The following is a 21,779-nucleotide window of genomic DNA, read 5'->3' on the forward strand; positions in this document are numbered from 1 at the left end:
GATTTTCAGACGGCCTCCAAGATGAAATATACGGAAAAGCTTGTATATTAGGCAGCTTGATATATTTCACTTGCTTCTAAAACTCTTCCCTGCTGAATCAGATTAAAAAAACCTCTTTCTATGTCCACGGCTCTAAATTTTCCGTCAAAATATTGCATGCTAATTTCTTGACATTCACGACACCATTTTTCATAGCAATCTGCATTATGGGTACTAATTCTAATTAAAGTTTCTTTATCGCTTTTTTTGATTTCATTTAAAGCTTTTAATTTAGCGGGAACATGTGCTTTGATTTTTAGTATTTGATTATCAAGAACACAATGTTCATCCAAATCAAGAAAAGTGAGAACTTTTGTGGCAAAAGACATGCCTCCTGATAACTCTGGCAAATTCAATTTTTTAATTTCTATTATTGTTGGCACTCTCCCATTGGCAACTAAGTTTTTAAATTCAATTAGCTGCTTATCATCAATTTTGTCATAGAATTTCTCTATGCGTTTGCTTCCAAATCCAATTTGAGCATATCCCCAAAATAATATATTGGCTAATCCAAATTTTATCTCTTGAATATCGGAAGAGCGCAATTGTGAACCGATACGAAGTTCCACATCACTCATATTTAAACCTATTACTTCTTTATTTTTAGAAAAATCATAATAAGCAGCGGGGAATGAATAGTTCTTAATAGCATGCTCTAATGTTTGTTTTTGTATTTCGTTCATAATGAAAATCTCCTAAAAATAACTGTCAAATAAAAATAAATAATGAAAGGCCTGAACTTTTCAGATGGCCTTTAACCGTGATTCTAATCAACCGTGCGTATGCCCATAAATCTCTTTTTCGTCTTTCAATACCGCATCCACAATCTGCCATTCACCATCGCGCCACACGCGGTAAAAGCAGCTTTCGCGTCCTGTATGGCAGGCAATGCCGCCGGCTTGGTCTATCAGCATAATTACCGCATCGCCGTCGCAATCCAGACGCAGCTCGCGCACTTTTTGCGTATGCCCCGATTCCTCGCCTTTCATCCATTGCTTTTGACGCGAACGGCTGTAATAGTGGGCGTAGCCTGTTTCGGCGGTTTTTTGCAGTGCTTCGGCGTTCATCCAAGCCACCATCAGCACGCGCAGGGTTTTCGCGTCTTGTGCGATGGCGCAGACCAAGCCTTTTTCATCGAATTTAACGGCATCCAACAGTGGGTTCGGCATGTTTGTTGACTCCTTTTTCAGACGGCCTTTTATTACCGGCTTTCTTGTACAGTATTTTTTTAAAATCGGTAATTTTATCTTATATCGGCGACTGTTTCTCCGCCCACTCATTCATCTACTTTAAAAACGCCGCTGCTACGGCCGCCACCGTCATCACAAACAAAATCGTGCGCAAGGTGTTGGGCGAAAGTTTCAACGCAATTTTCACGCCGATCATCGAGCCGAGTATATTGCCGGCCGCCAGCACGAGGCCGACATCCCACCAAATCTGCCCCTGCACGATAAATACGGCCAAAGCCACGATGGTAAACGCCAGCGTACACACCAGTTTCAAGGCGTTGGCGCGCAGCAGGTTGTAGTGCAGTACGCCGGCCAATACGGGTAGCAGGATAAACGCGGTGCTTGCCTGCACAAAACCGCCGTAGATACCGACCGCAAACAGCAAAACCGCCGCCCCGCGCGTGTCGGACACTTTGCGTTCCTGCACGTTTTGCGGCGGCAACAAAAGCTGAGGTTTGAGAAAAGTGAGCGTGGCCACGCCGAGAATGCAGACGAGCAAGGCGGGTTTCAGAATCTGATTGGGCAATACCGAAGCCAACACCGAACCGACCAAACCGCCCGCCACCATCGGCAGCAAAATGCCGCGCAAATCGTGCGTGGGCAATGCACCGGCATTTCTAAACCCGCGGATACCGGTGAGCGACTGGAAAAAAATGCCGACGCGGTTGCTGGCGTTGGCAATATCGGGCGGCACGCCGAAGGCCATCAACAGCGGCAGAATCAGATTGGAACCGCCGCCTGCTAAAATATTGATGATGCTGGCCAAAATGCCCAGCGCGGCAATCGCCAGATAGTGCCAGAGGGTGAGATCCATGCTGTTCCAATCTGTTTTGGTTTCGTAGAAGCCTACGGTTTTCAGACGGCCTGAAGTTTATACAATAAACTTTTTTATCATAGTTCCGTCATGCTCGGGCTGGATCCGAGTATCTTGAATTCCAGTAATCTTATGAAGATGCTCGGGTCCAGCCCGAGCATGACGAACGTACTCTTTTAAAGTTTATTTGCTGTTTATTTTTGGGCAAGCGTAACGATGCACGAACCGTGAATCTGCTGGTTCGGCTGCACGCTCACCTTGGCAGCGTCCAGCGGCGCGCCCGTGTAGCAGGAGAAAGCGTCCATCGAGTTTTTCGGCGAACCTTGAATCACTTTGTCGCTGTACACCATGTATGAAAACACTTTGCGGTTGGGATCATAGTAGCGCATCACTTGCAGGGTCTTGAAAATAAAGCTGGAGCCTTTTTTGAAAATCTTTTGCGGCTTGGTCACTTCAGCTTCGTTATAGCTGATTTGCGGCGCAGTCTGCACGCAGGAAACGGAAGCGTCGGACGCGTCTTCTTCCAAGTTTACCGCTTCTTTCAAACCGCCTTTTTTGGCATAGGAAATATAGCAGGTAACGCCTTTAATTTGCGGATCGTCAAACGCATGAATCTCAATGCGGTCGTTTTTGCCGAGCATGTTGAACACGGTGCTCGCCTCGCCGATTTTTTCGGTATCGCCGCCACCGCATGCGGCCAGCAGGGAAGACATCAATACAATTGGAATGAACTTTTTCATATCGGTTTCTTTCTTTTCAGACGGCCTCAACAGTTGGGAGGCCGTCTGAAAGTGAATATTACAAACGCACTTCGATACCCGCCGCACGCATGGCTTCTTTGGCTTCGCGGATGCTCACCTCGCCGAAGTGGAAAATGCTGGCAGCCAGCACGGCATCGGCTTTGCCTTCTTTCACGCCGTCAATCAGATGCTGCACATTGCCCACGCCGCCGGAGGCGATAACGGGAATATCCACCGCTTCGCTGATGGCGCGGGTAAGCGGCAGGTTAAAGCCGATTTTGGTTCCGTCTCTGTCCATGCTGGTAAGCAGAATTTCGCCAGCTCCGCGCGCCTGCATGTTTTGCGCCCATTCGACCGCATCAATGCCCGTGGCTTTGCGTCCGCCGTGGGTGAACACTTCCCAGCGGGTGTTTTCGAGATTGACGGCTTTGGCATCAATCGCCACCACAATCGCTTGCGAACCGAAAAAGCCGCTGGCTTCGTTCACCAAATCGGGGTTGGTTACGGCGGCGGTGTTGATGCTGGCTTTGTCGGCACCCGCATTGAGCAGGCGGCGCACATCGGCTACGGAGCGCACGCCGCCGCCGACGGTAAGCGGGATAAACACTTGCGAGGCGACTTCTTCAATCACATGCAGAATCGTGTCGCGGTCGTCGGAAGAAGCGGTGATGTCGAGAAAGGTCAGCTCGTCGGCACCTTCGTCGTTGTAGCGTTTGGCTACGTCAACCGGATTGCCGGCATCGCGCAAGCCGACGAAGTTGACACCTTTGACAACGCGGCCGTTGTCCACGTCCAAACAGGGGATAATGCGTTTTGCTAATGCCATTTCAGTATATTTCTGTGTAGTTAATTACTTAATAAAACATAAAATAAAACAGATAGTGTTTAAAACGCTATCTGTAGGTTTTAATAACTGTTTATTTACCATCGAGCAAGTCTTTATAAACTTCCAATGTTTTTTGAGCCATAATCTCGCTGGTAAAAAATGCCAAAGCTTTGTTTTGACCAGCCTCTGCGAAAGCTGCCCTTTTATCGGCATCCAAAACAAGTTCGCTCAGATATTGCCTTAATTGGTCGGCATCGCCGTTTTCAAAAATATATCCGGTACGACCATGCTCAATTTGTTCGTATGCGCCGCCGGTATTGCTTCTAACAACACAACAGCCCATTAACATTGCCTCCACCACCACTAAACCAAAGCCTTCGACTCGAGACGGCAGAACCATAATATCAATAATAGGATAAATTTCCGTTAAAGGTTGGAAAGGCAGAATTTTAACTTTTTCGCTTAACTGCAATTCGTCTATGTTTTTTTTAACATTGGCGAGATAGCTTTCGGCGGAAGAACCGACAAAAACAATTTCTATTTTTTCTTTAATTTCATCCGGAAGGCCGTGAACGGCTTTCAATAAAATATCGTGTCCTTTGTTGTACTCGAAAGAAGCCACCAAGCCGATAACGGTTTTGTCGGCAGATATATTCTGCTTCGCTTTGAAAGCAGCTTTTTCACTAGCTGTAAATTTTTTATAGTATTTGTCTTTAGAAACGCCGTTATGGATAAGGCAGAGTTCTTTTTCGCTATAGTTATAGCGTTTTTTTAGAATGTCGTACACTTCACGGCTAATCGCGATTTCTTTATCGGCAGGATAATCCAAAATGGGCAATTTATTATCAATACCGTGTCGGGTGCGGACAAATTTTCGTTTCAAGTATCTGGGTACAAACGACAAAATAGGAGTATGGATATGAATGATGTCGAAGCGGTGTTTTTTGAGAACACTTTGAAATTTGATGAGGCTACGGATTAAATTAAATACATAAACAACTTTACTGGTTTTATTGATGGGAAAATCAATTTCAATGAATTTAATTCCTGTTGCAAGCAAACGGTTGAATTGTCCTGCATTTTCTGGAGAGTCTTTGTATCTGGCACCATAAGACAACAAATAAACGTCATGTCCTTGTTTAATTAACTCTTCGGTTAAGTCAATCAGATAATTGGTTACTCCACCTAAAAAGATAACTCTGGATACCATCGCAATCTTCATACCGCTCTCTCATCAATCAATAAAATTCCGCCTCCCTTATCCAAAGCTATATCCACCCGGGCAGCCGTTCGGAAAGTTGGTAAAAACCTACCGCAGCAGCCGAAGCGATAACCATTGTAGTCACAAAGCTGTTGGAATAGCGGTTAACCAATGTTAATACGGCCGCTACATACATCCACAAAATGCCCATAACCAACACCCATTCGCCGTCGATCATGGGCATGGAGAAGTTCACACCTATGCTGATCAGCACGGCGAGAATCATGAAACTTAAACTTTCACTGATTGCGTGAACGTCGCGGTCGTAAGACCATACTGCCCAAAAGCCAAGCAAAAAAGCCTGAAACATGTTTTTCCTTAAATTTAAGAGAGTAGTCCGTGTGTGTTTTGTTTTCGCAGGCAGAACATGATGCGGAATTCCGTCTGCCTGCATAGCCGTTTCAGACGGCCTTTTCTTTATTACGGTATTTTTATGCCAACGAATCTGCCAACTGTTGCGCTTCGGCAAAATCGATGCTGCCTTCGTAAATAGCCCGGCCGGTAATTGCGCCCGCTACGCCGCTTTTTTCTACGGCACACAAGGCACGGATGTCGTTCAAATCGGTCAGGCCGCCGGAAGCGATCACGGGGATGTTCACGGCTTCGGCCAGCTTAACGGTGGCTTCGATGTTCACACCGCTCATCATGCCGTCGCGGCCGATGTCGGTATAGATGATGCTGTTGACGCCGTCGTCTTCAAACTGTTTGCTCAAGTCGATAACGTGATGGTCGGTTACGGTTGCCCAGCCGTCGATGGCTACCATGCCGTCTTTGGCGTCCAAGCCGACGATAATGTGGCCGGGGAATTGTTTGCAGGCTTCTCGCACGAATTCGGGGTTTTTCACCGCCGCCGTGCCGATAATCACATCGGTCAAACCCAGATCGAGATATTTTTCAATGGTTTCCAAATTGCGGATGCCACCGCCGAGCTGCACGGGAATGTTTTTGGACACTTCTTGCAGGATTTCGGTAATGGCTTCAAGGTTTTTCGGTTTGCCTGCAAAAGCGCCGTCCAAATCCACCAAATGCAGGCGGCGCGCGCCTTGTTTGACCCAATGCAGGGCGGTTTCGGCGGGGTTGTCGGAAAACACGGTGGCTTGATCCATCAAACCTTGTTTCAGGCGCACGCAGCGGCCTTCTTTCAAATCTATGGCGGGAATCAGTAACATTTTATTTCCATTGGTTTAGGTATTTTCAGACGGCCCTAAAGAAAGGCTGGAGGCCGTCTGAAAAAAGTGGCGCTATATTTTATGTATTTTACACAACTTACCCATTCCAGCGTAAAAAATTACGCAGGAGCAACAAGCCGCCGTCGTGGCTTTTTTCGGTGTGGAATTGGGTGGCAAACACGTTGTCTTTGCCGACGATACAGGCAAACTCGTCGGGATAGGCGCTGGTGCCGAGTACGATGTCGTTATCGGCGGGCGCAAAATAGTAGCTGTGCACAAAATAAAAACGGGTGTCTTGCGGAATATCTTGGAACAGCGGATGAGCTTGCGTTTGGTGTACGTTGTTCCAGCCCATGTGGGGCACTTTCAGTTTGCAGCCCTCTTCGTCGTGAAGATTGGCGGCAAAGCGTTTGACGTCGCCTTTAAACCAACCCAAACCGGCGGTGTCGCCCTCTTCGCTGTGGTCAAACAAAAGCTGTGCGCCCACGCAGATGCCGAAGAAAGGTTTGTTTTTGAGGCCGTCTGAAACCGCTTCGCCCAAGCCGCTTTTTTTCAGGGCGTTCATACAGTCGGGCATGGCGCCCTGCCCCGGAAAAATGATTTTATCGGCGGCAAAAACCTCTTCGGGGCGGTCGGTGAGTTTGATTTCAGCGTCGATTCCGGCAAGTTTTTGCGCGGCCTGCACAGATTTAAGCACGGAATGCAGATTACCCATACCGTAATCTACGATGGCGATGTTCATGTGGAAGTATCCTTTCAGACGGCCTGAAACCCCTGTTGCGCCGCCGTTATCCGATGCGGCGGGCATACCGAGATTTCTGATTTTTTGTTTGCCGCATCATAGCAGAAATTAACACTGCCTCGGAATATGCGCCATGAAAAGAAACGGCGGCTGCAGTTTTTTTGCACGGGCGTTTTATCCGCCTGCTCTCATGGCCGAATAATGCTAAGATACGCTTTCTTTAACATGACTTATCGGACATCCGCCGAACCATCCCACACCATGAATCCATTGCTCGAACTTTTGAAACCCTATCCTTTCGCCCGTTTGCGTGAAGCCATGGAAGGTATCGACGCGCCGGAAGGTTTGCAGCCCGTGCCTTTGCATATCGGCGAACCGAAACACCCTGCGCCTAAAGTCGTTACCGACGCATTAACCGCCGCTTTGCCCGAGTTGGAAAAATACCCGCTGTCTGCCGGTTTGCCCGAATTGCGCCAAGCTTGTGCCGACTGGGCGTTCCGCCGCTACGACGGCCTGAAGCTCAACCCCGACACGGAAATCCTGCCTGTGCTCGGCAGCCGCGAAGCTTTGTTTTCCTTCACCCAAACCGTGCTGAGTCCCGTTTCAGACGGCCTCAAGCCGGTTGTGGTCAGCCCCAATCCTTTTTATCAGATATACGAAGGAGCAACCCTGCTCGGCGGCGGCGAAATCTATTTTGCCAACAGCCGCGCGCCGCGTTTCCAGCCCGACTGGTCGGAAGTGCCCGAAGCGGTTTGGACGCGCGCACGCATCGTGTTTGTCTGCTCGCCCGACAATCCCAGCGGCAGCGTAATGCAGCTGGAAGACTGGCAAAAGCTGTTTGATTTGCAAGACCGCTATGGCTTCGTGATTGCCTCCGACGAGTGCTATTCCGAGATTTATTTCGACGGCAAAAAACCGTTGGGCGGCCTGCAAGCAGCGCAGCAGCTGGGCAGAAGCAACAAAGGCATTGTGATGTTTACCAGCCTTTCCAAACGCTCCAACGTACCCGGCCTGCGTTCGGGCTTTGTGGCCGGAGACGCCGACATTCTCAAGGCATTCCTGCTCTACCGCACCTACCACGGCAGCGCCATGAGCATTCCCGTCCAACGCGCCAGCATCGCGGCTTGGAACGACGAAGCGCACGTTGTCGAAAACCGCCGTCTGTATCAGGAAAAATTCGACAAGGTATTGCCGGTATTGCAACAAGTATTCGACGTGAGCCTGCCCGAAGCCTCGTTTTATATTTGGCTGAAAGTGCCGTACGGCGACGATTTGGCGTTTGCACGCAAACTTTGGCAAGAAGCCGCCATTCAAGTGTTGCCCGGCCGCTTCCTCGCGCGGGATACCGATAGAGGCAATCCGGGTATGGGCTATGTGCGCATTGCTTTGGTTGCCGATGTGGACACTTGCGTGAAAGCGGCGGAAACAATTGTTTCGCTTTACCGCTAAGACAATGTTTTGCTGAATCAGGCCGTCTAAAAATCTGAATAACAAACAGATAAAAAAATCCCGCATCAGAAATCATGCTTGCAGGCAGTTTTTCTGAATGCGGGAAATTTATTGCGTGTGTGTTTGAGTTTGTTCAGATTTTGAATCTGTTTTATTTTTTAGCGAATCCGCCGACAGGCTTTTTCTTGCCGCCGAAGCCTTCGCCTTTCGGCTTCACGCCGGGTTTCTTGCCGGAAAATTTTTTGGCACCCGGTTTCTTATCGCCAAACTTTTTGTCGCCGAATTTTTTATCGCCAAACTTGCGCTCGCCCCAACCGCCTTTGCCTTTCGGCTTCAAGGCTTTGGTGGCACGTTTGCGGGTCGGCTCCATGCCTTCGATGGTCATTTCGGGCAGTTTGCGGTTAATGTATTTTTCGATTTTGTGGACTTTAACGTACTCGTTAACCTCGGCAAAAGAAATCGCCAAGCCCGTGCGGCCTGCGCGGCCGGTGCGGCCGATACGGTGAACGTAATCTTCTGCCTGTTTGGGCAAATCGTAGTTGATCACATGTGTGATGGTCGGCACGTCGATACCACGCGCGGCAACGTCGGTGGCAACCAAAATTTTGCAGCGGCCTTTGCGCAAATCCATCAGCGTGCGGTTACGCCAACCTTGCGGCATGTCGCCGTGCAGGCAGTTGGCGGCAAAGCCTTTTTCGTACAAATCGTCGGCCAGTTGCTCGGTCATGGCTTTGGTGGACGTGAAAATCACGCACTGGTTAATGTTGGCATCGCGCAGAATGTGGTCGAGCAGGCGGTTTTTGTGACGCATATCGTCGCAATACAAAAGCTGCTCTTCGATTTTGCCTTGATCGTCCACGCGCTCCACTTCGACCACTTCGGGATTTTTCGTGAGTTTGCGGGCGAGTTTGCCTACTGCGCCGTCCCAAGTGGCGGAAAACAACAGGGTTTGGCGGCTTTCGGGCGTGGCGGCGACGATGGTTTCGATGTCTTCGATAAAGCCCATGTCGAGCATGCGGTCGGCTTCGTCGAGGATCAGCACTTCCAAGCGGCTGAAATCGACTTTGCCGCTGTCCATCAAGTCCATCAAACGGCCGGGAGTGGCCACAATCAGGTCAATCGGTTTGCTCAAGGCACGGATTTGGTAGCCGAAAGAAGAACCGCCGACAATGCTGACGGTGCGGAACCATTTCATGTTTTGGGCGTAGGTAAGCGCGTTTTTTTCAACTTGCGCCGCCAACTCGCGGGTGGGCGTGAGCACCAGCGCGCGCGGGCCTTTGCCGGGTTTGTCGCTGCGTTTGGTCAAGCGTTGCAATGTAGGCAGCAAAAATGCGGCGGTTTTGCCGGAGCCGGTTTGCGCCGAAGCCATGATGTCGCGGCCGTCGAGCGCATGGGGAATGGATTGTGCCTGAATCGGCGTGGGCGAATCGTAGCCGGCTTGGGTTAATGCGGATAAGAGGTTTTTGTCGAGATTTAAATCGCTAAATTTTACAGACATGGGTTTCCTGAACGGAACAACAACACTTTTTCCGCCTGAAGTTTTTTCAGACGGCCTTGAAGCAAAGACGGCGTATGGAAATCACTAAGAGTGGTTTACGCAGGGTTGTCGCAGGTATCTTTAGACCTGTGGTTAACATCGGCGACAACCTGCAAGTATGCCCGGCTCTGGCAAAGAAAACATAGCTTATGCGGCATGTGCCGACTGATGTTTCTTTGTTGTACCAAGCAAATCAGAAAAGCGCCGCTCGGGCGGGCTTGAATAATATGAAGTTGGCTGAAGACGATGGCTTCAAAAAGACAAGGGTGCGGATAGTATAGAACTTCTGCTGCAAGGTCAAGAAAAATGACTGTTTTTCTTAGAAAAGCTATTGGGAAAGCGGTGAAAAAGGCGCATCTGCTTTCAGGCGTTTTGTGTGGTTTATAAAGATGAAAGGCCGTCTGAAATATGTTTTTCAGACGGCCTGAGACCTTTGCAAAACCCCCATCTGCGGCGCATTTCTGCGTTGTGCGCTGCTCGCTCGTTTGCCTATCTATATGATATGTCTGCACTCGCTGCGCTGCTACGCCTTGAACTGCATCCACATCTGAGGGTTTTGCAAAGGTCTCAGCCTCTTAATATCATCTCATGAAGATGTTTTATTTTTTAGCGGGAGCCGGAGCTTGAGGCGGCTCTTTTTCGATTTTCAGCAGTTTCACGTCGAATACTAAAACGGAGTTCGGGCCGATTTTTTCGCTGGGGCTGTTTTCGCCGTAAGCCATTTCAGCCGGTACGAACAAGGTATATTCGGCGCCTTCTTTCATCAGCTGCAAGCCTTCCGTCCAGCCTTTGATCACTTGGTTCAGCGGGAAGGTAACTGGCTGGTCGCCGTGCTGTTTGCTGCTGTCGAACACGGTGCCGTCGATCAGGCGGCCTTCGTATTCCACGGTAACGATATCGCTGGCTTTAGGCTGTGCGCCGGTGCCTTCGCTTTTCACTTTGTATTGCAGGCCGGAAGCGGTGGTTTTCACGCCTTCTTTGGTGGCGTTTTCTTTCAGGAAGGCTTGGCCTTTTTCAAGATTTTTCTTGGCATCTTCTACCATTTTCGCTTGGGCTTTTTTCTGCTGTTCGGCCAAAAACGCCATCATCACTTCTTGGGCTTTTTGGTCGCTCATTTTGGTCTCTTTGCCGTCAAGCACGGTTTGCAGGGCTTCGTTGAATACTTTCATATCCACTTCGGTGCCGTGGTCTTTCATTTGTTTGAGCGAACGGCCGATGTCCATACCCATAGCGTAGCTGGCTTGCTGGGTTGCATTGCCGATGTCGGAAGCGGCGGCGGATGCGGCTTTTTCGCCCGATGCTGCCGGTGCATTTTCCGTGGTTTGCTTGTTGCATGCGGCCAAAGCCAATGCTGCGGTAACTGCCAATGCGCTCATTTTGAAAGTTTTCGTCATTGTTTTATTCCTGAGTAACTGGATAAAGGAAGCTGGGATTATAACCAAGTTTGCGTTAATTGAAATTAAGGCCGTCTGAAAAAAACCAAGTTTCAGACGGCATTTCGTTAAAGCCGAACCGGTTTGCCGCTCTGCATAAAGCCGGATGTGCCGCCTTCTCTTTTCAGACGGCCTGCCCTACAATGCAGGCCGTCTGAATCTTTGTCGCCAACCTACCATGATAACCGCATCTCCAACCAACCGCGCCGCACCGCTGCTGATTACGGGCTGCGTACTTTTCGGGCTGGGCAGCCTGATTGTTAAATTCGTATCCGTAGGGCCGTATGCCATCGCCTTTTGGCGGCTTTCCATCGCAGCGGTTATTTTTTGGGGTTTGTCGCGTTTTTTCGGACAAAAACTGCCGAAAAGTAGAAAAGCCACAGGTTTGGCAATGCTTTCGGGCGCATTTTTAGGTATGGAGCTGGCTTTGTGGCACGAAAGTATTTATGCGGTCGGCCCGGGTATTTCGACTTTACTCAACAGCCTGCAAATCTTTTTTCTCACGGCCATCGGCGCGGCCTTTTTCGGCGAAAAACCGGGTAAAGCCCAATTATTGAGCCTGATTGCCGCCGTGGTCGGCGTAGCCTTGATTGCCAGCCCCGAATTCGGCCGCAACGAAGCGGCAGGCTGGGGTTTTGCCAGCGGGATTATCTCGGGCGCAATGCTGGCATTATCGATGGTGTTTGTGCGCCAAACCCACCAAGCCGAACCGACGCCGCTGTTTCCGATGATGCTGTTGGTAAGCTTGGGCGGTATGGCGGCTTTGTTGTTGCCGACTTTATTATTGGATGCGCACAACCTCTTCCCCACTACCCTTAGCGATCTCGGCTTGGTATTAGTTTACGGCGCGGTCATACAATGTATTGCATGGGGTTTGATTGCGTATTCCATCCCGCTGCTGCCGCTCTCTCTGGCAGGCCTGCTGCTGTTGAGCGAACCGGTTGCGGCGCTGCTTATCGACTATTTTCTGCTCGACAAACCCATCAATATGCTGCAATGGACGGGGGCGGCACTCACGCTTTTTGCCATTTATCTCGGTTCGCCCCGCACGAAAACCGCCATGCGTAAACCGGCGGAATCGTGATAAAATCCAGCCCTTACTTTATCTGCCACAGGCCGTCTGAACATGAATATTTTTGCCAATGCCCTGTCAACCGCGCTAGGCCGCTGCATTGCCGCCAAAACGGTGAGCGAAGAAGGCCGACCGGTCGGTTTTATGTACCGCGAAGAGCCGGTGTTTGAGCAAGACAGCGGCTGGCGCTTTTTCAGCGGCGACGAAACCGACGAATACACCGCCAATCCCGACAACTTCGGCGTGTACAGCATCAGCGACATTACCCGCAGCAACCCCGCCGTTGCCGAGTGGTTAAACCAACCCGCCGGCTCGGCGTGGGAAACCGACGAAAACGGCGCGTTTCAAAGCGTTGAAGACTGGCAGCCGAAAGACTAAGCTGCCCTGCACCCCGCTTCTTTTCAGACGGCCTTTCGCCTGATGCCGCCGTCAAGCACCCTATTCCATTTATATTGACACATTAACCTCAACGGACACCGAATCATGAACATCATCGAACCCAGCCACAACGGTACCCATTTGCGTATCGGCATCGTGCAAGCCCGCTTCAGCAACGAAATCGGCAGCGCCATGCTCAAAGTCTGCACCGATAAACTGATTGCTTTGGGCGTGGACACCGACAACATCACCGTCGCCACCGTACCCGGCGCATTGGAAGTGGCGCTCGTGCTGCAAAACATGGCTTCTTCGCAACAATATGATGCCCTGATCGCCCTCGGCGCCGTCATCCGCGGCGAAACCTACCATTTCGAGCTGGTAGCCAACGAATCCGGCGCCGCCATTACCCGCGTCGGCCTCGACTACAACATTCCGATTGCCAACGCCATCCTCACTACCGAAAACGACGAGCAGGCGCACGTTCGCATCGAAGAGAAAGCCACCGATGCCGCCATCGTGGCCGTCGAATGCGGCAATCTGATCAACCTCTTGCTGGAAGATCAAATCGACGACGCTTTCGAAGAAGACGACGAATAATCTGATTCAGACGGCCTCAACCAAGCTGAGGCCGCCTGAAAAAAACATTAAGGATTTACCCATGAAACAACCATCATCTCCCCGCCGCCGCGCACGGGAATTTACCGTACAGGCTTTGTATCAAGCCGCCCTCACGGATTCCCCCGCCGCCGAAACCGCCAAAAACATCCGCGAAAGCAAAGATTTCAAAAAAGCCGACGGCGACCTTTTTGCCGCGCTCTTTTTCGGTGCGCACAGCAACCAAAGCACCTACATGCAGCAAATCCGCCCCCTGCTCGACCGTGACGAAAACGAACTCAGCCCCATCGAGCGCGCGGTATTGCTGATGGCTTGCCACGAGCTGAATGCCATGCCCGAAACCCCCTACCCGGTAATCATCAACGAAGCCATCGAAGTAACCAAAACCTTCGGCGGCACCGACGGGCACAAATTCGTTAACGGCATTCTCGACAAACTCGCCCTGCAACTGCGCCCGAACGATCCCAAGCGCAACTAAAAAGCGCAACTAAAAGCAAAATTTTTTTAAATCAGTTTCACAGATTTAAAACATAAAAAACCGATGCCGTTTCTGAGCATCGGTTTTTTAATCATATTTTTCAGACGGCCTCAATTCAGCCCTGCTTCAAATGTTCCAAATCATAAATCTGCGCCACCGCATCCACCAGTTCACTGCTTTGCGAACCGGCTTTATTCAATGTGCGCGACGGCGAATGCAGCAGTTTATTGGTCAGCTGCACCGATAATCTTTCCAACACTTCTTCAGGCGGCGTGCCTTTGGCGAGCTGCTTCATGGCATTTTCCAAAACCTGACGGCGCGCCCGTTCGCCTTCGTCGCGCAAAGCACGGATCATGGGCACGTTTTGGCGGCTTTTCTGCCATTCGACAAACTCGGCCACTTTCTGCTCAACCATCGCCTCCGCCGCTTCGGCAGCCTGCTTACGGGCTTTTTGGCCGGTTTGGACGATATTGGCAATGTCGTCCACCGTGTAGAGATAAGCGTCGTTCAAATCGCCGACTTCCGCTTCAATATCGCGCGGCACGGCCAAATCCAGCATAAATACAGGCATATTTTGGCGCTGCTTCAACGCGCGCTCAACCATGCCTTTGCCGACAATCGGCAGCTGGCTGGCCGTGGAAGAAACCACCACGTCGTATTCGTACAAAATATCAGGCAATTCGGAAAGCAAGCGCGGTTCGGCATTGACGCTGAGTTTTTCGCACAACTCTTGGGCGCGCGGCAAAGTGCGGTTGGCTACCGTAATCAGGCGGGGCGTTTTGGCGGCAAAGTAAGTGGCTACCAATTCAATCATTTCGCCTGCGCCGATAAACAGTACGTTTAAATCGGCGATATCGGGAAAAATCTGCTCGGCCATTTTCACCGACGCAGCCGCCATGGAAACTGAATTTTCTCCCACCGCCGTGCCGGTGCGCACTTCTTTAGCCACGGCAAATGTTTTCTGAAACAGCGCGTTCAGCCAAGTATCAACGGTGTGCTGCTCTTGGGCAACGCGCACCGCATCTTTAATCTGACCGAGAATCTGCGGTTCGCCCAAAACCATAGAATCCAAGCCGCAAGCCACACGGAAGGCATGGCGGATGGCGGCGTTGTTATCCAAGGTGTAAAGATACGGGCGGATTTCATCTAAGTTGACACCGTGATATTGCGACAACCATTTGACGATGTATTCTTCATCGCCCACACAATAAAGCTCGGTGCGGTTGCAGGTAGAAAGAATCACGGCCTCTTGCACGCCCTCGCCCGCAGTCAGAGCGCGAACGGCTTCAGGCAGGCTTTCGGCGGTGAAAGCCAGCTTTTCACGAATGCTGAGAGGTGCGGTTTGATGATTGAGGCCGACAGCAGTAAGTTGCATGAGAGGGTGTGGAGTGAATCTGCGAACGCATTATTATAGCTTAAGTTGCGCTTGAAAAAAATCCGAAAACCATAGCGGTGTTTGATGGAAAGCTATGTTAAATGCTATGGTTTACCTAAAATTTTCAACTGCTTGCTGTTGTTTAAGCAAAGCACGACAAGCAATAGTCAATGGCTTGGCGTTGATTTTGTATCGCATCAATCTCAAGAGGCCGTCTGAAAAAATATTTTCAGACGGCCTCTTGAGACTCAAAGCAGACAAGAAATGCCTGCGTTTTTAACCGAACAGTTTTTTCAAATCGGAAGATTTTTTGCGGTAAGGCAAACGGATATCGACGCGGAAAATGCCGTCGAGCTGGCGGCTTTTAATCACGGCATCGTTGTCGTACATCAGCGCCAAACGTTCTTTCAAATTACGCAATGCCATCGAATTTCCTTTGTGCGGCTTGGCATTTTCTTGGCTGTCGGTCGGTACATACGGGTTTTCGATGCGGATATAAATCCAGTGCTTTTGGCGGGTGGTCAATACCGAAATACAGCCCGGACGGTGGGTGGATTCAATACCGTGAAATACCGCATTTTCCAGCAGAGGTTGCAGCAGCAAATGAGGGGTTTCGGCATCGTCCGGCGCGTGGTGCTGCCACATCACCTGAACGCGTGTGTGCCCCATGCGGATTTGCTCGATGGCGATATATTCCTGCGCCCATTCGATTTCCTGCCCCAGAGTACTGTTTTGGCTGCCGTCGCGCAGTTGGGCGCGGAAAAGGTTGGCGAGGTTTTCCAGCAGCGTTTCCGCGTCGTAAGGGCGGAGCCTGATCAAACTGATGGCTGCGTTTAAGCTGTTAAACAGAAAATGCGGGCGGATACGGGCGGTGAGCGCGCTCAAACGCGCTTCCGAAAGCGAAGGCGCCAAGCTGTAACGGCGTGAAGCTTCGGTGTACATAAAGCCCAAAGCAAAAAAGTTGAACAAAAAGAAATGCTGCCAAAAATACATGCGCTCGCCGAGAATAACGTAATCGACAATGGTAAAGATAATCAGGTTGCTGATGTGCACGATAAGCACGGCAAAGCGCGATTCGGTAATGCGCGGCAAGGTGTTGGCGAGCAGGTAGCCTTTAATCAGAATCGCCAATAAAGTGGGCGCGGCCCAAGCCGCGTTGTGATAAAGCTGGTCGGTATAACTTTCAGTAGAGAGGCTGATTAAAGGGAAAGCCATCAATCCGAATATGCTGGACAAAATCAAACGCGAGATGGTGCCGAAATTCCGTAAATCAGGAAGTGCAAACCAAGATTGTATTTGGCGTATAATAGGCATCTTTACAACAAACTCTCTAAATGCGACAACTGAGTGGATGAATTTATGAATGATAATAAAACCTGGTCGGGGCGTTTTAATGAACCCGTATCCGAGCTGGTAAAAAAATATACCGGCTCCATCGATTTCGACAAACGCTTGGCGAAGTGGGATATACAAGGCTCTTTGGCCCATGCGCAGATGCTGCAACAGGCAGGAGTATTGAGTGAGGAAGACTTAACCGCCATCCGACAGGGAATGGCCGACATTATAGCAGAAATCGAATCCGGCCGAATGGCTTGGTCGCTCGATCTCGAAGACGTACACATGAATATCGAGCGCCGCCTGACCGACAAAATCGGCGATGCGGGCAAGCGTCTCCACACCGGCCGCAGCCGCAACGATCAGGTAGCTACCGACATCCGCTTATGGCTGCGCGACCAGATTACCGACATTCAAGCCCTCATCCGCGACCTGCAAGCCGCGTTGGTTGATTTGGCGGAACGCAACGCCGATGTTGTGATGCCCGGTTTCACCCATCTTCAAGTGGCCCAGCCGGTAAGTTTCGGCCACCACATGCTTGCTTATGTGGAAATGTTGGGACGCGATTTCGAGCGCATGGCCGACTGCCGCAAACGCGTAAACCGTATGCCTTTGGGAGCAGCCGCGCTGGCCGGCACAACCTACCCCATCCGTCGCGAAACCACCGCCGAACTGCTCGGCTTTGAGCAAATCTGCCAAAACTCGCTGGACGCCGTTTCCGACCGCGATTTTGCGATTGAGTTTACCGCTGCGGCCAGCCTGATTATGGTGCATTTGAGCCGCTTGAGCGAAGAATTGATTTTGTGGATGAGCCCGCGTTTCGGTTTCATCGACATCGCCGACCGCTTCTGCACCGGCTCTTCCATTATGCCGCAAAAGAAAAACCCCGACGTGCCCGAGCTGGTACGCGGCAAATCCGGCAGAGTTATCGGCCACCTTACCGGCCTGATTATGTTGATGAAATCCCAACCTTTGGCCTACAACAAAGATAATCAGGAAGACAAAGAACCGCTGTTTGACACGGCAGATACTTTGATTGACACCTTGCGCATTTACGCCGACATGATGCGCGGCGTAACCGTTAAACCGGAAAACATGCGCGCCGCCGTGATGCAGGGCTTTGCGACCGCTACGGATTTGGCCGACTATTTAGTGAAAAAAGGTATGCCTTTCCGCGACAGCCATGAAGTGGTTGCTTTGGCCGTGCGCCATGCCGACACACAAGGTGTGGATTTGAGCGAACTGCCGTTAAGCGTCTTGCAAGGTTTCAGCGGTTTGATTGCCGAAGACGTGTACGGCGTACTGACACCCGAAGGCAGCTTGAATGCCCGCAACCACTTGGGCGGCACCGCGCCCGAGCAAGTGCGTTTGCAGGTAAAACGCTGGCGCGACATTTTGGCTGCTTGATTTCTGAATCAATAAAGCGATAACTTAAAGAGGCCGTCTGAAAAATCTTTTCAGACGGCCTCTTCTTAATCAAAGCTCAATCAGGCTTGAGCCTTACAGCACTTTCACAATGCTTTCACACAGATAACGGATGTTGTCTTCCGTGATGCCTGCCACGTTGATGCGGCCTGAACGCACGGCGTAAATGGCAAATTCGTCTTTCAGGCGGTCAACTTGCTCCGGGCTTAAACCTGAAAACGAGAACATGCCGTTTTGTTTCACGATAAAGCTGAAATCTTGTTCCGCGCCGTATTCTTTCAGCAAATCCACGAATTTTTGGCGCATTTCTTTAATGCGGCCGCGCATTTCGTCCAGCTCGGCAATCCATTGTGCTTTCAACGCCTCGTCTTTCAACACCAAAGCCACGGTCGAACCGCCGTGTGAAGCGGGGTTGGAATACAGGGTACGGATGATGGTTTTCACTTGGCTGAAAGCACGGTTGGCAGCTTCTTCGTCGGCGGCTACCAAAGTGAACGCGCCCACACGCTCGTTGTACATGCCGAAGTTTTTGGAATAAGAGCTGGCTACCAGCAGTTCTTTATTCAGTTTGGCAAAGGCGCGCAAGCCGTAAGCGTCTTCTTCCAAGCCGTTGGCAAAGCCTTGGTAAGCGAAGTCAAACAGCGGCAACCAGCCTTTTTCGGCAGACATTTTCGCCAAGGTTTCCCATTGCTCGGGGGTCGGGTCGATACCGGTAGGGTTGTGGCAGCAGCCGTGCAGCAGCACCACGTCGCCCTCTTCGGCTTGGCTCAAATCTTCAATCAGGCCGTTCCAATCCAAGCCGTGGGTGTTTTTATCGTAGTAGCGGTAATCGCGGATATTGATGCCTGCGGCTTTGAAAATGGCGTTGTGGTTCGGCCAAGTGGGGGTGGAAATCCACACGTTTTTCGCACCGGTTTGGCGTTTGATAAATTCGGCAGCCACGCGCAAAGCACCGGTACCGCCCAAGCTTTGCGCGGTTTTGGTGCGTTTGGACGTAACGATTTCGCTGTCGGCACCAAACAGCAATTTTTGCGTTTGGGCGTTGTATTCGGCCACGCCGTCGATGGTCAGGTAGTTTTTGGTGTTTTCGGTTTCCAGCAGGCGTTTTTCGGCTTCTTTTACCGCTTTCACAATCGGGGTTTGGCCTTGGGCGTCTTTGTAAACGCCGATGCCTAAGTTCACTTTATTTTCACGGGTTTCTGCTTTGAATGCTTCGCCCAAACCCAAAATCGGGTCGGCAGGTGCGGCTTCGATCTTATCGAAAAACATGGCGGTACCTTTCTACAATTAAAATGGGAAACTGATGAAGATTAGAAAATTCCAGCTATCTATCTTACGCTTTTTAACATAAGATGAAAACAAAAAACCAAGCAGGCCGTCTGAAAATTTTCAGACGGCCTGCTTGGTTTTATAACGGATATTACGCCATTGAAACTTGATGAAATCTCAAGCAGATTGAAACCTTATCCGCCAATCATCGAAAGATCGCGTATCAAGCCGAATTTTTTGTTGTGCAGGAAGTGGTGCTCCGGTTTTTCGTCCATCAATTCGTGCAGGTGCTGCTGCAAGCCTTCGGTGTCGCCTTGTTGCAGCCAGGGGCGGAGGTCGTAGGCGGTGCCGCCGAACAGGCATAAGTGCATTTTGCCTTGGGCGCTGACGCGCAATCGGTTACAGCTGCGGCAGAAATCTTTGCTGTACGGGGCAATAAAGCCGATGCCGCCGGCGAAATCGCGATGGCGGTATTCCCGCGCGGGGCCGGCGTGTGCTTGGCGTGGCAAGAGCTGCCAGCCTTGCGCCTGCAAATCGGCTTCCAATCCTGCGGCGGAAAGGTGTTGTGCGTTGAAGAGTGAAAAATTATCACGGGTCTGCATCAATTCGATAAAACGCAGGGTTACGGGGCGGTGGCGCACGAACTCCAATGCGTCGGCGAGCGTTCTGTCGATGTAGCGGCGCATTAATAAGGTGTTCACTTTTATGGAGTAGAAGCCTTCGGCCAAGATGTCGTCTAAGGCACGCAGGATGTTGTGGCATTCGCGCTTGCCGGTGATTTGGTAAAACACTTCGGGGTCGAAGCTGTCGATGCTGATGTTGAGTTTGTCCAAGCCTGCCGCGCGGTAGGCGGGGAAAAGTTTGGCGAGCTTGAAAGCGTTGGTGGTCAGGGCGACGTGTTCGATTTCGGGCTGTGCTTTGCAGATGGCAATGATGTCGGCCAAGTCGCGGCGCAAGGTCGGCTCGCCGCCGGTGAGACGGATTTTGCGCGTGCCGTTACGGGCGAATGTTTGCACCAGTGTTTCGATTTCGCGCAGGCTCAGTTCGTCGGGTTTGGCCTTGCCTTGATAGCCGTCGGGCAGGCAATACACGCAGCGGTAGTTGCACAAATCGGTAACGGACAAACGCAGGTAAGTCAGACGGCGTTGGAAAGGGTCGGTCAGTGCGTTCATAAGAAAGCCTCTGTAAAAGGCTGGACGGTTACGGTCGTACCGGCGGGCAAATCGCCTGCCTCACACGGCAGAATCATGTAGCCGTTGGCGCGGCTCACGCCCCATACGCGGTGGGAATCCTGCGCGCCGGAGGGTGCGGCCGACCAGCTTCCGTCGGCTTCTTGCTGCAAAAGCGCGCGCTGGATGTCGGTGCGGCCGGGCGATTTTTTCACGGGCTGGGTTAAGACGGCCGAAAAACGCAATGGCTGCGGCACGTCGGTTGCGCCGCACAGCAGCCACAAGGCTTCTTTGATAAAGAGGTCGAAGCCCACAAAGCCGGACACGGGGTTGCCGGGCAAACCGAAATACCATGTGTTCAACATTTTGCCGAACACAAAAGGCTTTCCGGGCTTCACGGCCACTTTGTAATGATGGATGGCGCCCAAACGCAATACGGCTTCGCGAACGTAATCATAATCGCCCACGGATACGCCGCCGGAAGTGATGACCACATCGGCTTGCTGGGCGGCTTCGTCGAGCACATGCAGCACGCCTTCCAAATCGTCGGCGGCCTGCCCCAAATCGAGCACTTCCACCGGCAGCAGGTTCAGCCGCGCCATCAGCGTGTGGCGGTTGCTGTCGTACACTTGGTCGGGTCTGCCCACCGGTGTGCCGAGTTCGTGCAGTTCGTCGCCGGTGGATAACACCGCCACTTTGATTTTGCGGTACACCGGCACTTCGCCGACACCCAGCGCAGCCAGCAGCATGATGTCGGCCGTGCGCAGAATACGCCCAGCTTGCAGCACGGTATTGCCGATGGCGACTTCTTCGCCGCAATAGCGGATATTGTCGCCTGCGCGGGCGGTTTGGTTGAGCACGATGCTGTCTTCTTCGACGGTTACGTTTTCTTTCAATACCACGCACGCGCCGCCTGTCGGTACAACCGCACCGGTCATAATCCGAACGCATCCGCCTTCGGGTACATTGCCTGCAAACGGTTTGCCCGCCGCCGATTCTCCCGCCACCTGCCAACGGCTGCCCGCTTCGGCTGCGGCCGGCAAAGTGTAGCCGTCCATAGCGGAAATATCGGCGCACGGGATATTCAAGGGTGACGTAATATCTTGCGCCAAAACGCGTCCTGCAGCGCGGGCAACGGCTACGGTTTCAATCTCGGGGCGGTATTTGCTTTTATCGATATGCGCCCGAATCAGGGTTTGCAGTTCGGTAACGGATGTGAGCGACATGGTTTATCCTTGATTGCAAAATAAAAATAACAGCGAGCGGTATGCCGGATGATATACCAAGACAGGTTGCGCTTTATATGTTTTTGGTGCAACGGCATACGGCGGTGTGATGCGGTGTGTACCCCCCGCTTGAGGGTTTGCGGGTAATGACATCATAAGGCCGTGATAGCGCATACAGAATGCCCCTAAAGCATGAAC

23 protein-coding genes are annotated in these 21,779 nt (G+C 51.3%); 7 read left to right on the plus strand and 16 right to left on the minus strand.

What is annotated here, in order from left to right:
- Positions 1 to 47: 47 nt before the first annotated feature.
- The 9 genes from LVJ85_RS06995 to hisH all read right to left on the minus strand — a co-directional run bounded on the left by LVJ85_RS06995 (position 48) and on the right by hisH (position 6,820).
- Positions 48 to 722, minus strand: a complete 675-nt coding sequence (locus LVJ85_RS06995; RefSeq protein WP_244738246.1) for a hypothetical protein — start codon at positions 720 to 722, stop codon at positions 48 to 50.
- An 87-nt stretch (positions 723 to 809) separates the two neighbouring features.
- Positions 810 to 1,208 (minus strand): phosphoribosyl-AMP cyclohydrolase, encoded by a 399-nt coding sequence (hisI, locus tag LVJ85_RS07000; RefSeq protein ID WP_244738248.1) that lies wholly within the window; start codon positions 1,206 to 1,208, stop codon positions 810 to 812.
- Between the two features lie 115 nt (positions 1,209 to 1,323).
- Complete coding sequence (locus LVJ85_RS07005) at positions 1,324 to 2,082, minus strand: sulfite exporter TauE/SafE family protein (protein WP_244738250.1); 759 nt, start codon at positions 2,080 to 2,082, stop codon at positions 1,324 to 1,326.
- Between the two features lie 194 nt (positions 2,083 to 2,276).
- The gene (locus LVJ85_RS07010) at positions 2,277 to 2,822 is read right to left on the minus strand and encodes a CreA family protein (protein WP_244738252.1); all 546 of its coding nucleotides are present in this window, start codon (positions 2,820 to 2,822) and stop codon (positions 2,277 to 2,279) included.
- Between the two features lie 58 nt (positions 2,823 to 2,880).
- Positions 2,881 to 3,648, minus strand: a complete 768-nt coding sequence (gene hisF, locus LVJ85_RS07015; protein ID WP_244738267.1) for an imidazole glycerol phosphate synthase subunit HisF — start codon at positions 3,646 to 3,648, stop codon at positions 2,881 to 2,883.
- Positions 3,649 to 3,739: 91 nt separating this feature from the next.
- On the minus strand, positions 3,740 to 4,870 hold the full coding sequence (locus tag LVJ85_RS07020) for a glycosyltransferase family 4 protein (protein WP_244738269.1): 1,131 nt from the start codon (positions 4,868 to 4,870) through the stop codon (positions 3,740 to 3,742).
- 46 nt (positions 4,871 to 4,916) lie between these two features.
- Entirely contained in the window at positions 4,917 to 5,219 is a 303-nt protein-coding gene (locus LVJ85_RS07025) for a hypothetical protein (RefSeq protein ID WP_085362553.1), read from the minus strand.
- A gap of 121 nt (positions 5,220 to 5,340) precedes the next feature.
- Entirely contained in the window at positions 5,341 to 6,078 is a 738-nt protein-coding gene (gene hisA / locus LVJ85_RS07030; protein WP_085362552.1) for a 1-(5-phosphoribosyl)-5-[(5-phosphoribosylamino)methylideneamino]imidazole-4-carboxamide isomerase, read from the minus strand.
- 97 nt (positions 6,079 to 6,175) lie between these two features.
- Positions 6,176 to 6,820: an imidazole glycerol phosphate synthase subunit HisH gene (gene hisH, locus LVJ85_RS07035; protein WP_244743106.1), complete on the minus strand. Its 645-nt coding sequence runs from the start codon at positions 6,818 to 6,820 to the stop codon at positions 6,176 to 6,178.
- Positions 6,821 to 7,081: 261 nt separating this feature from the next.
- Between hisH and dapC the strand changes: the two genes are divergently transcribed.
- Positions 7,082 to 8,269 (plus strand): succinyldiaminopimelate transaminase, encoded by a 1,188-nt coding sequence (dapC, locus tag LVJ85_RS07040; protein WP_244743108.1) that lies wholly within the window; start codon positions 7,082 to 7,084, stop codon positions 8,267 to 8,269.
- 151 nt (positions 8,270 to 8,420) lie between these two features.
- Here dapC and LVJ85_RS07045 read toward each other — a convergent pair whose 3' ends face one another.
- Positions 8,421 to 9,767: a DEAD/DEAH box helicase gene (locus LVJ85_RS07045; RefSeq protein WP_244738271.1), complete on the minus strand. Its 1,347-nt coding sequence runs from the start codon at positions 9,765 to 9,767 to the stop codon at positions 8,421 to 8,423.
- Positions 9,768 to 10,239: 472 nt separating this feature from the next.
- Between LVJ85_RS07045 and LVJ85_RS07050 the strand changes: the two genes are divergently transcribed.
- Positions 10,240 to 10,398: a lipoprotein signal peptidase gene (locus LVJ85_RS07050; protein ID WP_085362686.1), complete on the plus strand. Its 159-nt coding sequence runs from the start codon at positions 10,240 to 10,242 to the stop codon at positions 10,396 to 10,398.
- Positions 10,399 to 10,405: 7 nt separating this feature from the next.
- Here the strand turns inward: LVJ85_RS07050 and LVJ85_RS07055 are convergent, their stop codons facing one another.
- Positions 10,406 to 11,200 carry an FKBP-type peptidyl-prolyl cis-trans isomerase gene (locus LVJ85_RS07055; RefSeq protein ID WP_244738273.1) on the minus strand — a complete coding sequence of 265 codons (795 nt, stop codon included), beginning with the start codon at positions 11,198 to 11,200 and terminating at the stop codon, positions 10,406 to 10,408.
- A 217-nt stretch (positions 11,201 to 11,417) separates the two neighbouring features.
- Between LVJ85_RS07055 and LVJ85_RS07060 the strand changes: the two genes are divergently transcribed.
- From LVJ85_RS07060 to nusB, 4 genes are all read left to right on the plus strand, one after another.
- Positions 11,418 to 12,323 carry a DMT family transporter gene (locus LVJ85_RS07060; protein WP_244743111.1) on the plus strand — a complete coding sequence of 302 codons (906 nt, stop codon included), beginning with the start codon at positions 11,418 to 11,420 and terminating at the stop codon, positions 12,321 to 12,323.
- Between the two features lie 42 nt (positions 12,324 to 12,365).
- Positions 12,366 to 12,689, plus strand: coding sequence for a DUF2185 domain-containing protein (locus LVJ85_RS07065; RefSeq protein ID WP_115133344.1), 324 nt, complete (start codon positions 12,366 to 12,368; stop codon positions 12,687 to 12,689).
- Positions 12,690 to 12,794: 105 nt separating this feature from the next.
- The gene (ribH, locus tag LVJ85_RS07070) at positions 12,795 to 13,286 is read left to right on the plus strand and encodes a 6,7-dimethyl-8-ribityllumazine synthase (protein ID WP_085362544.1); all 492 of its coding nucleotides are present in this window, start codon (positions 12,795 to 12,797) and stop codon (positions 13,284 to 13,286) included.
- A 61-nt stretch (positions 13,287 to 13,347) separates the two neighbouring features.
- A complete protein-coding gene (gene nusB / locus LVJ85_RS07075) occupies positions 13,348 to 13,782 on the plus strand; it encodes a transcription antitermination factor NusB (RefSeq protein ID WP_085362543.1) in 435 nt (144 codons plus the stop codon).
- 115 nt (positions 13,783 to 13,897) lie between these two features.
- Here the strand turns inward: nusB and hemA are convergent, their stop codons facing one another.
- Both hemA and LVJ85_RS07085 read right to left on the minus strand, forming a co-directional pair.
- Entirely contained in the window at positions 13,898 to 15,157 is a 1,260-nt protein-coding gene (gene hemA, locus LVJ85_RS07080; RefSeq protein WP_244738275.1) for a glutamyl-tRNA reductase, read from the minus strand.
- A gap of 276 nt (positions 15,158 to 15,433) precedes the next feature.
- Positions 15,434 to 16,471 (minus strand): sensor histidine kinase, encoded by a 1,038-nt coding sequence (locus LVJ85_RS07085; protein ID WP_085362541.1) that lies wholly within the window; start codon positions 16,469 to 16,471, stop codon positions 15,434 to 15,436.
- Positions 16,472 to 16,516: 45 nt separating this feature from the next.
- On the opposite strand from LVJ85_RS07085, the gene argH reads away from it, so the two are divergent.
- Positions 16,517 to 17,899: an argininosuccinate lyase gene (gene argH, locus LVJ85_RS07090; protein WP_244738277.1), complete on the plus strand. Its 1,383-nt coding sequence runs from the start codon at positions 16,517 to 16,519 to the stop codon at positions 17,897 to 17,899.
- Between the two features lie 93 nt (positions 17,900 to 17,992).
- Here argH and LVJ85_RS07095 read toward each other — a convergent pair whose 3' ends face one another.
- From LVJ85_RS07095 to glp, 3 genes are all read right to left on the minus strand, one after another.
- Positions 17,993 to 19,186, minus strand: a complete 1,194-nt coding sequence (locus LVJ85_RS07095; RefSeq protein WP_244738280.1) for an amino acid aminotransferase — start codon at positions 19,184 to 19,186, stop codon at positions 17,993 to 17,995.
- Positions 19,187 to 19,380: 194 nt separating this feature from the next.
- Positions 19,381 to 20,358 carry a GTP 3',8-cyclase MoaA gene (moaA, locus tag LVJ85_RS07100; protein ID WP_244738285.1) on the minus strand — a complete coding sequence of 326 codons (978 nt, stop codon included), beginning with the start codon at positions 20,356 to 20,358 and terminating at the stop codon, positions 19,381 to 19,383.
- On the minus strand, positions 20,355 to 21,581 hold the full coding sequence (gene glp, locus LVJ85_RS07105) for a gephyrin-like molybdotransferase Glp (protein WP_244738287.1): 1,227 nt from the start codon (positions 21,579 to 21,581) through the stop codon (positions 20,355 to 20,357). The genes moaA and glp overlap by 4 nt, the downstream gene beginning before the upstream one ends.
- Positions 21,582 to 21,779 lie beyond the last annotated feature (198 nt).

This window comes from Neisseria sp. Dent CA1/247 (genome assembly GCF_022870825.1).
GTDB classification, from domain to species: Bacteria; Pseudomonadota; Gammaproteobacteria; order Burkholderiales; family Neisseriaceae; genus Neisseria; species Neisseria zoodegmatis.

Coding starts and splice junctions, on each gene's coding strand:
- LVJ85_RS06995 (WP_244738246.1), bottom strand. CDS start 722: ATGAACGAAATACAAAAACAAACATTAGAGCATGCTATTAAGAACTAT.
- hisI (WP_244738248.1), bottom strand. CDS start 1,208: ATGCCGAACCCACTGTTGGATGCCGTTAAATTCGATGAAAAAGGCTTG.
- LVJ85_RS07005 (WP_244738250.1), bottom strand. CDS start 2,082: ATGGATCTCACCCTCTGGCACTATCTGGCGATTGCCGCGCTGGGCATT.
- LVJ85_RS07010 (WP_244738252.1), bottom strand. CDS start 2,822: ATGAAAAAGTTCATTCCAATTGTATTGATGTCTTCCCTGCTGGCCGCA.
- hisF (WP_244738267.1), bottom strand. CDS start 3,648: ATGGCATTAGCAAAACGCATTATCCCCTGTTTGGACGTGGACAACGGC.
- LVJ85_RS07020 (WP_244738269.1), bottom strand. CDS start 4,870: ATGAAGATTGCGATGGTATCCAGAGTTATCTTTTTAGGTGGAGTAACC.
- LVJ85_RS07025 (WP_085362553.1), bottom strand. CDS start 5,219: ATGTTTCAGGCTTTTTTGCTTGGCTTTTGGGCAGTATGGTCTTACGAC.
- hisA (WP_085362552.1), bottom strand. CDS start 6,078: ATGTTACTGATTCCCGCCATAGATTTGAAAGAAGGCCGCTGCGTGCGC.
- hisH (WP_244743106.1), bottom strand. CDS start 6,820: ATGAACATCGCCATCGTAGATTACGGTATGGGTAATCTGCATTCCGTG.
- dapC (WP_244743108.1), top strand. CDS start 7,082: ATGAATCCATTGCTCGAACTTTTGAAACCCTATCCTTTCGCCCGTTTG.
- LVJ85_RS07045 (WP_244738271.1), bottom strand. CDS start 9,767: ATGTCTGTAAAATTTAGCGATTTAAATCTCGACAAAAACCTCTTATCC.
- LVJ85_RS07055 (WP_244738273.1), bottom strand. CDS start 11,200: ATGACGAAAACTTTCAAAATGAGCGCATTGGCAGTTACCGCAGCATTG.
- LVJ85_RS07060 (WP_244743111.1), top strand. CDS start 11,418: ATGATAACCGCATCTCCAACCAACCGCGCCGCACCGCTGCTGATTACG.
- LVJ85_RS07065 (WP_115133344.1), top strand. CDS start 12,366: ATGAATATTTTTGCCAATGCCCTGTCAACCGCGCTAGGCCGCTGCATT.
- ribH (WP_085362544.1), top strand. CDS start 12,795: ATGAACATCATCGAACCCAGCCACAACGGTACCCATTTGCGTATCGGC.
- nusB (WP_085362543.1), top strand. CDS start 13,348: ATGAAACAACCATCATCTCCCCGCCGCCGCGCACGGGAATTTACCGTA.
- hemA (WP_244738275.1), bottom strand. CDS start 15,157: ATGCAACTTACTGCTGTCGGCCTCAATCATCAAACCGCACCTCTCAGC.
- LVJ85_RS07085 (WP_085362541.1), bottom strand. CDS start 16,471: ATGCCTATTATACGCCAAATACAATCTTGGTTTGCACTTCCTGATTTA.
- argH (WP_244738277.1), top strand. CDS start 16,517: ATGAATGATAATAAAACCTGGTCGGGGCGTTTTAATGAACCCGTATCC.
- LVJ85_RS07095 (WP_244738280.1), bottom strand. CDS start 19,186: ATGTTTTTCGATAAGATCGAAGCCGCACCTGCCGACCCGATTTTGGGT.
- moaA (WP_244738285.1), bottom strand. CDS start 20,358: ATGAACGCACTGACCGACCCTTTCCAACGCCGTCTGACTTACCTGCGT.
- glp (WP_244738287.1), bottom strand. CDS start 21,581: ATGTCGCTCACATCCGTTACCGAACTGCAAACCCTGATTCGGGCGCAT.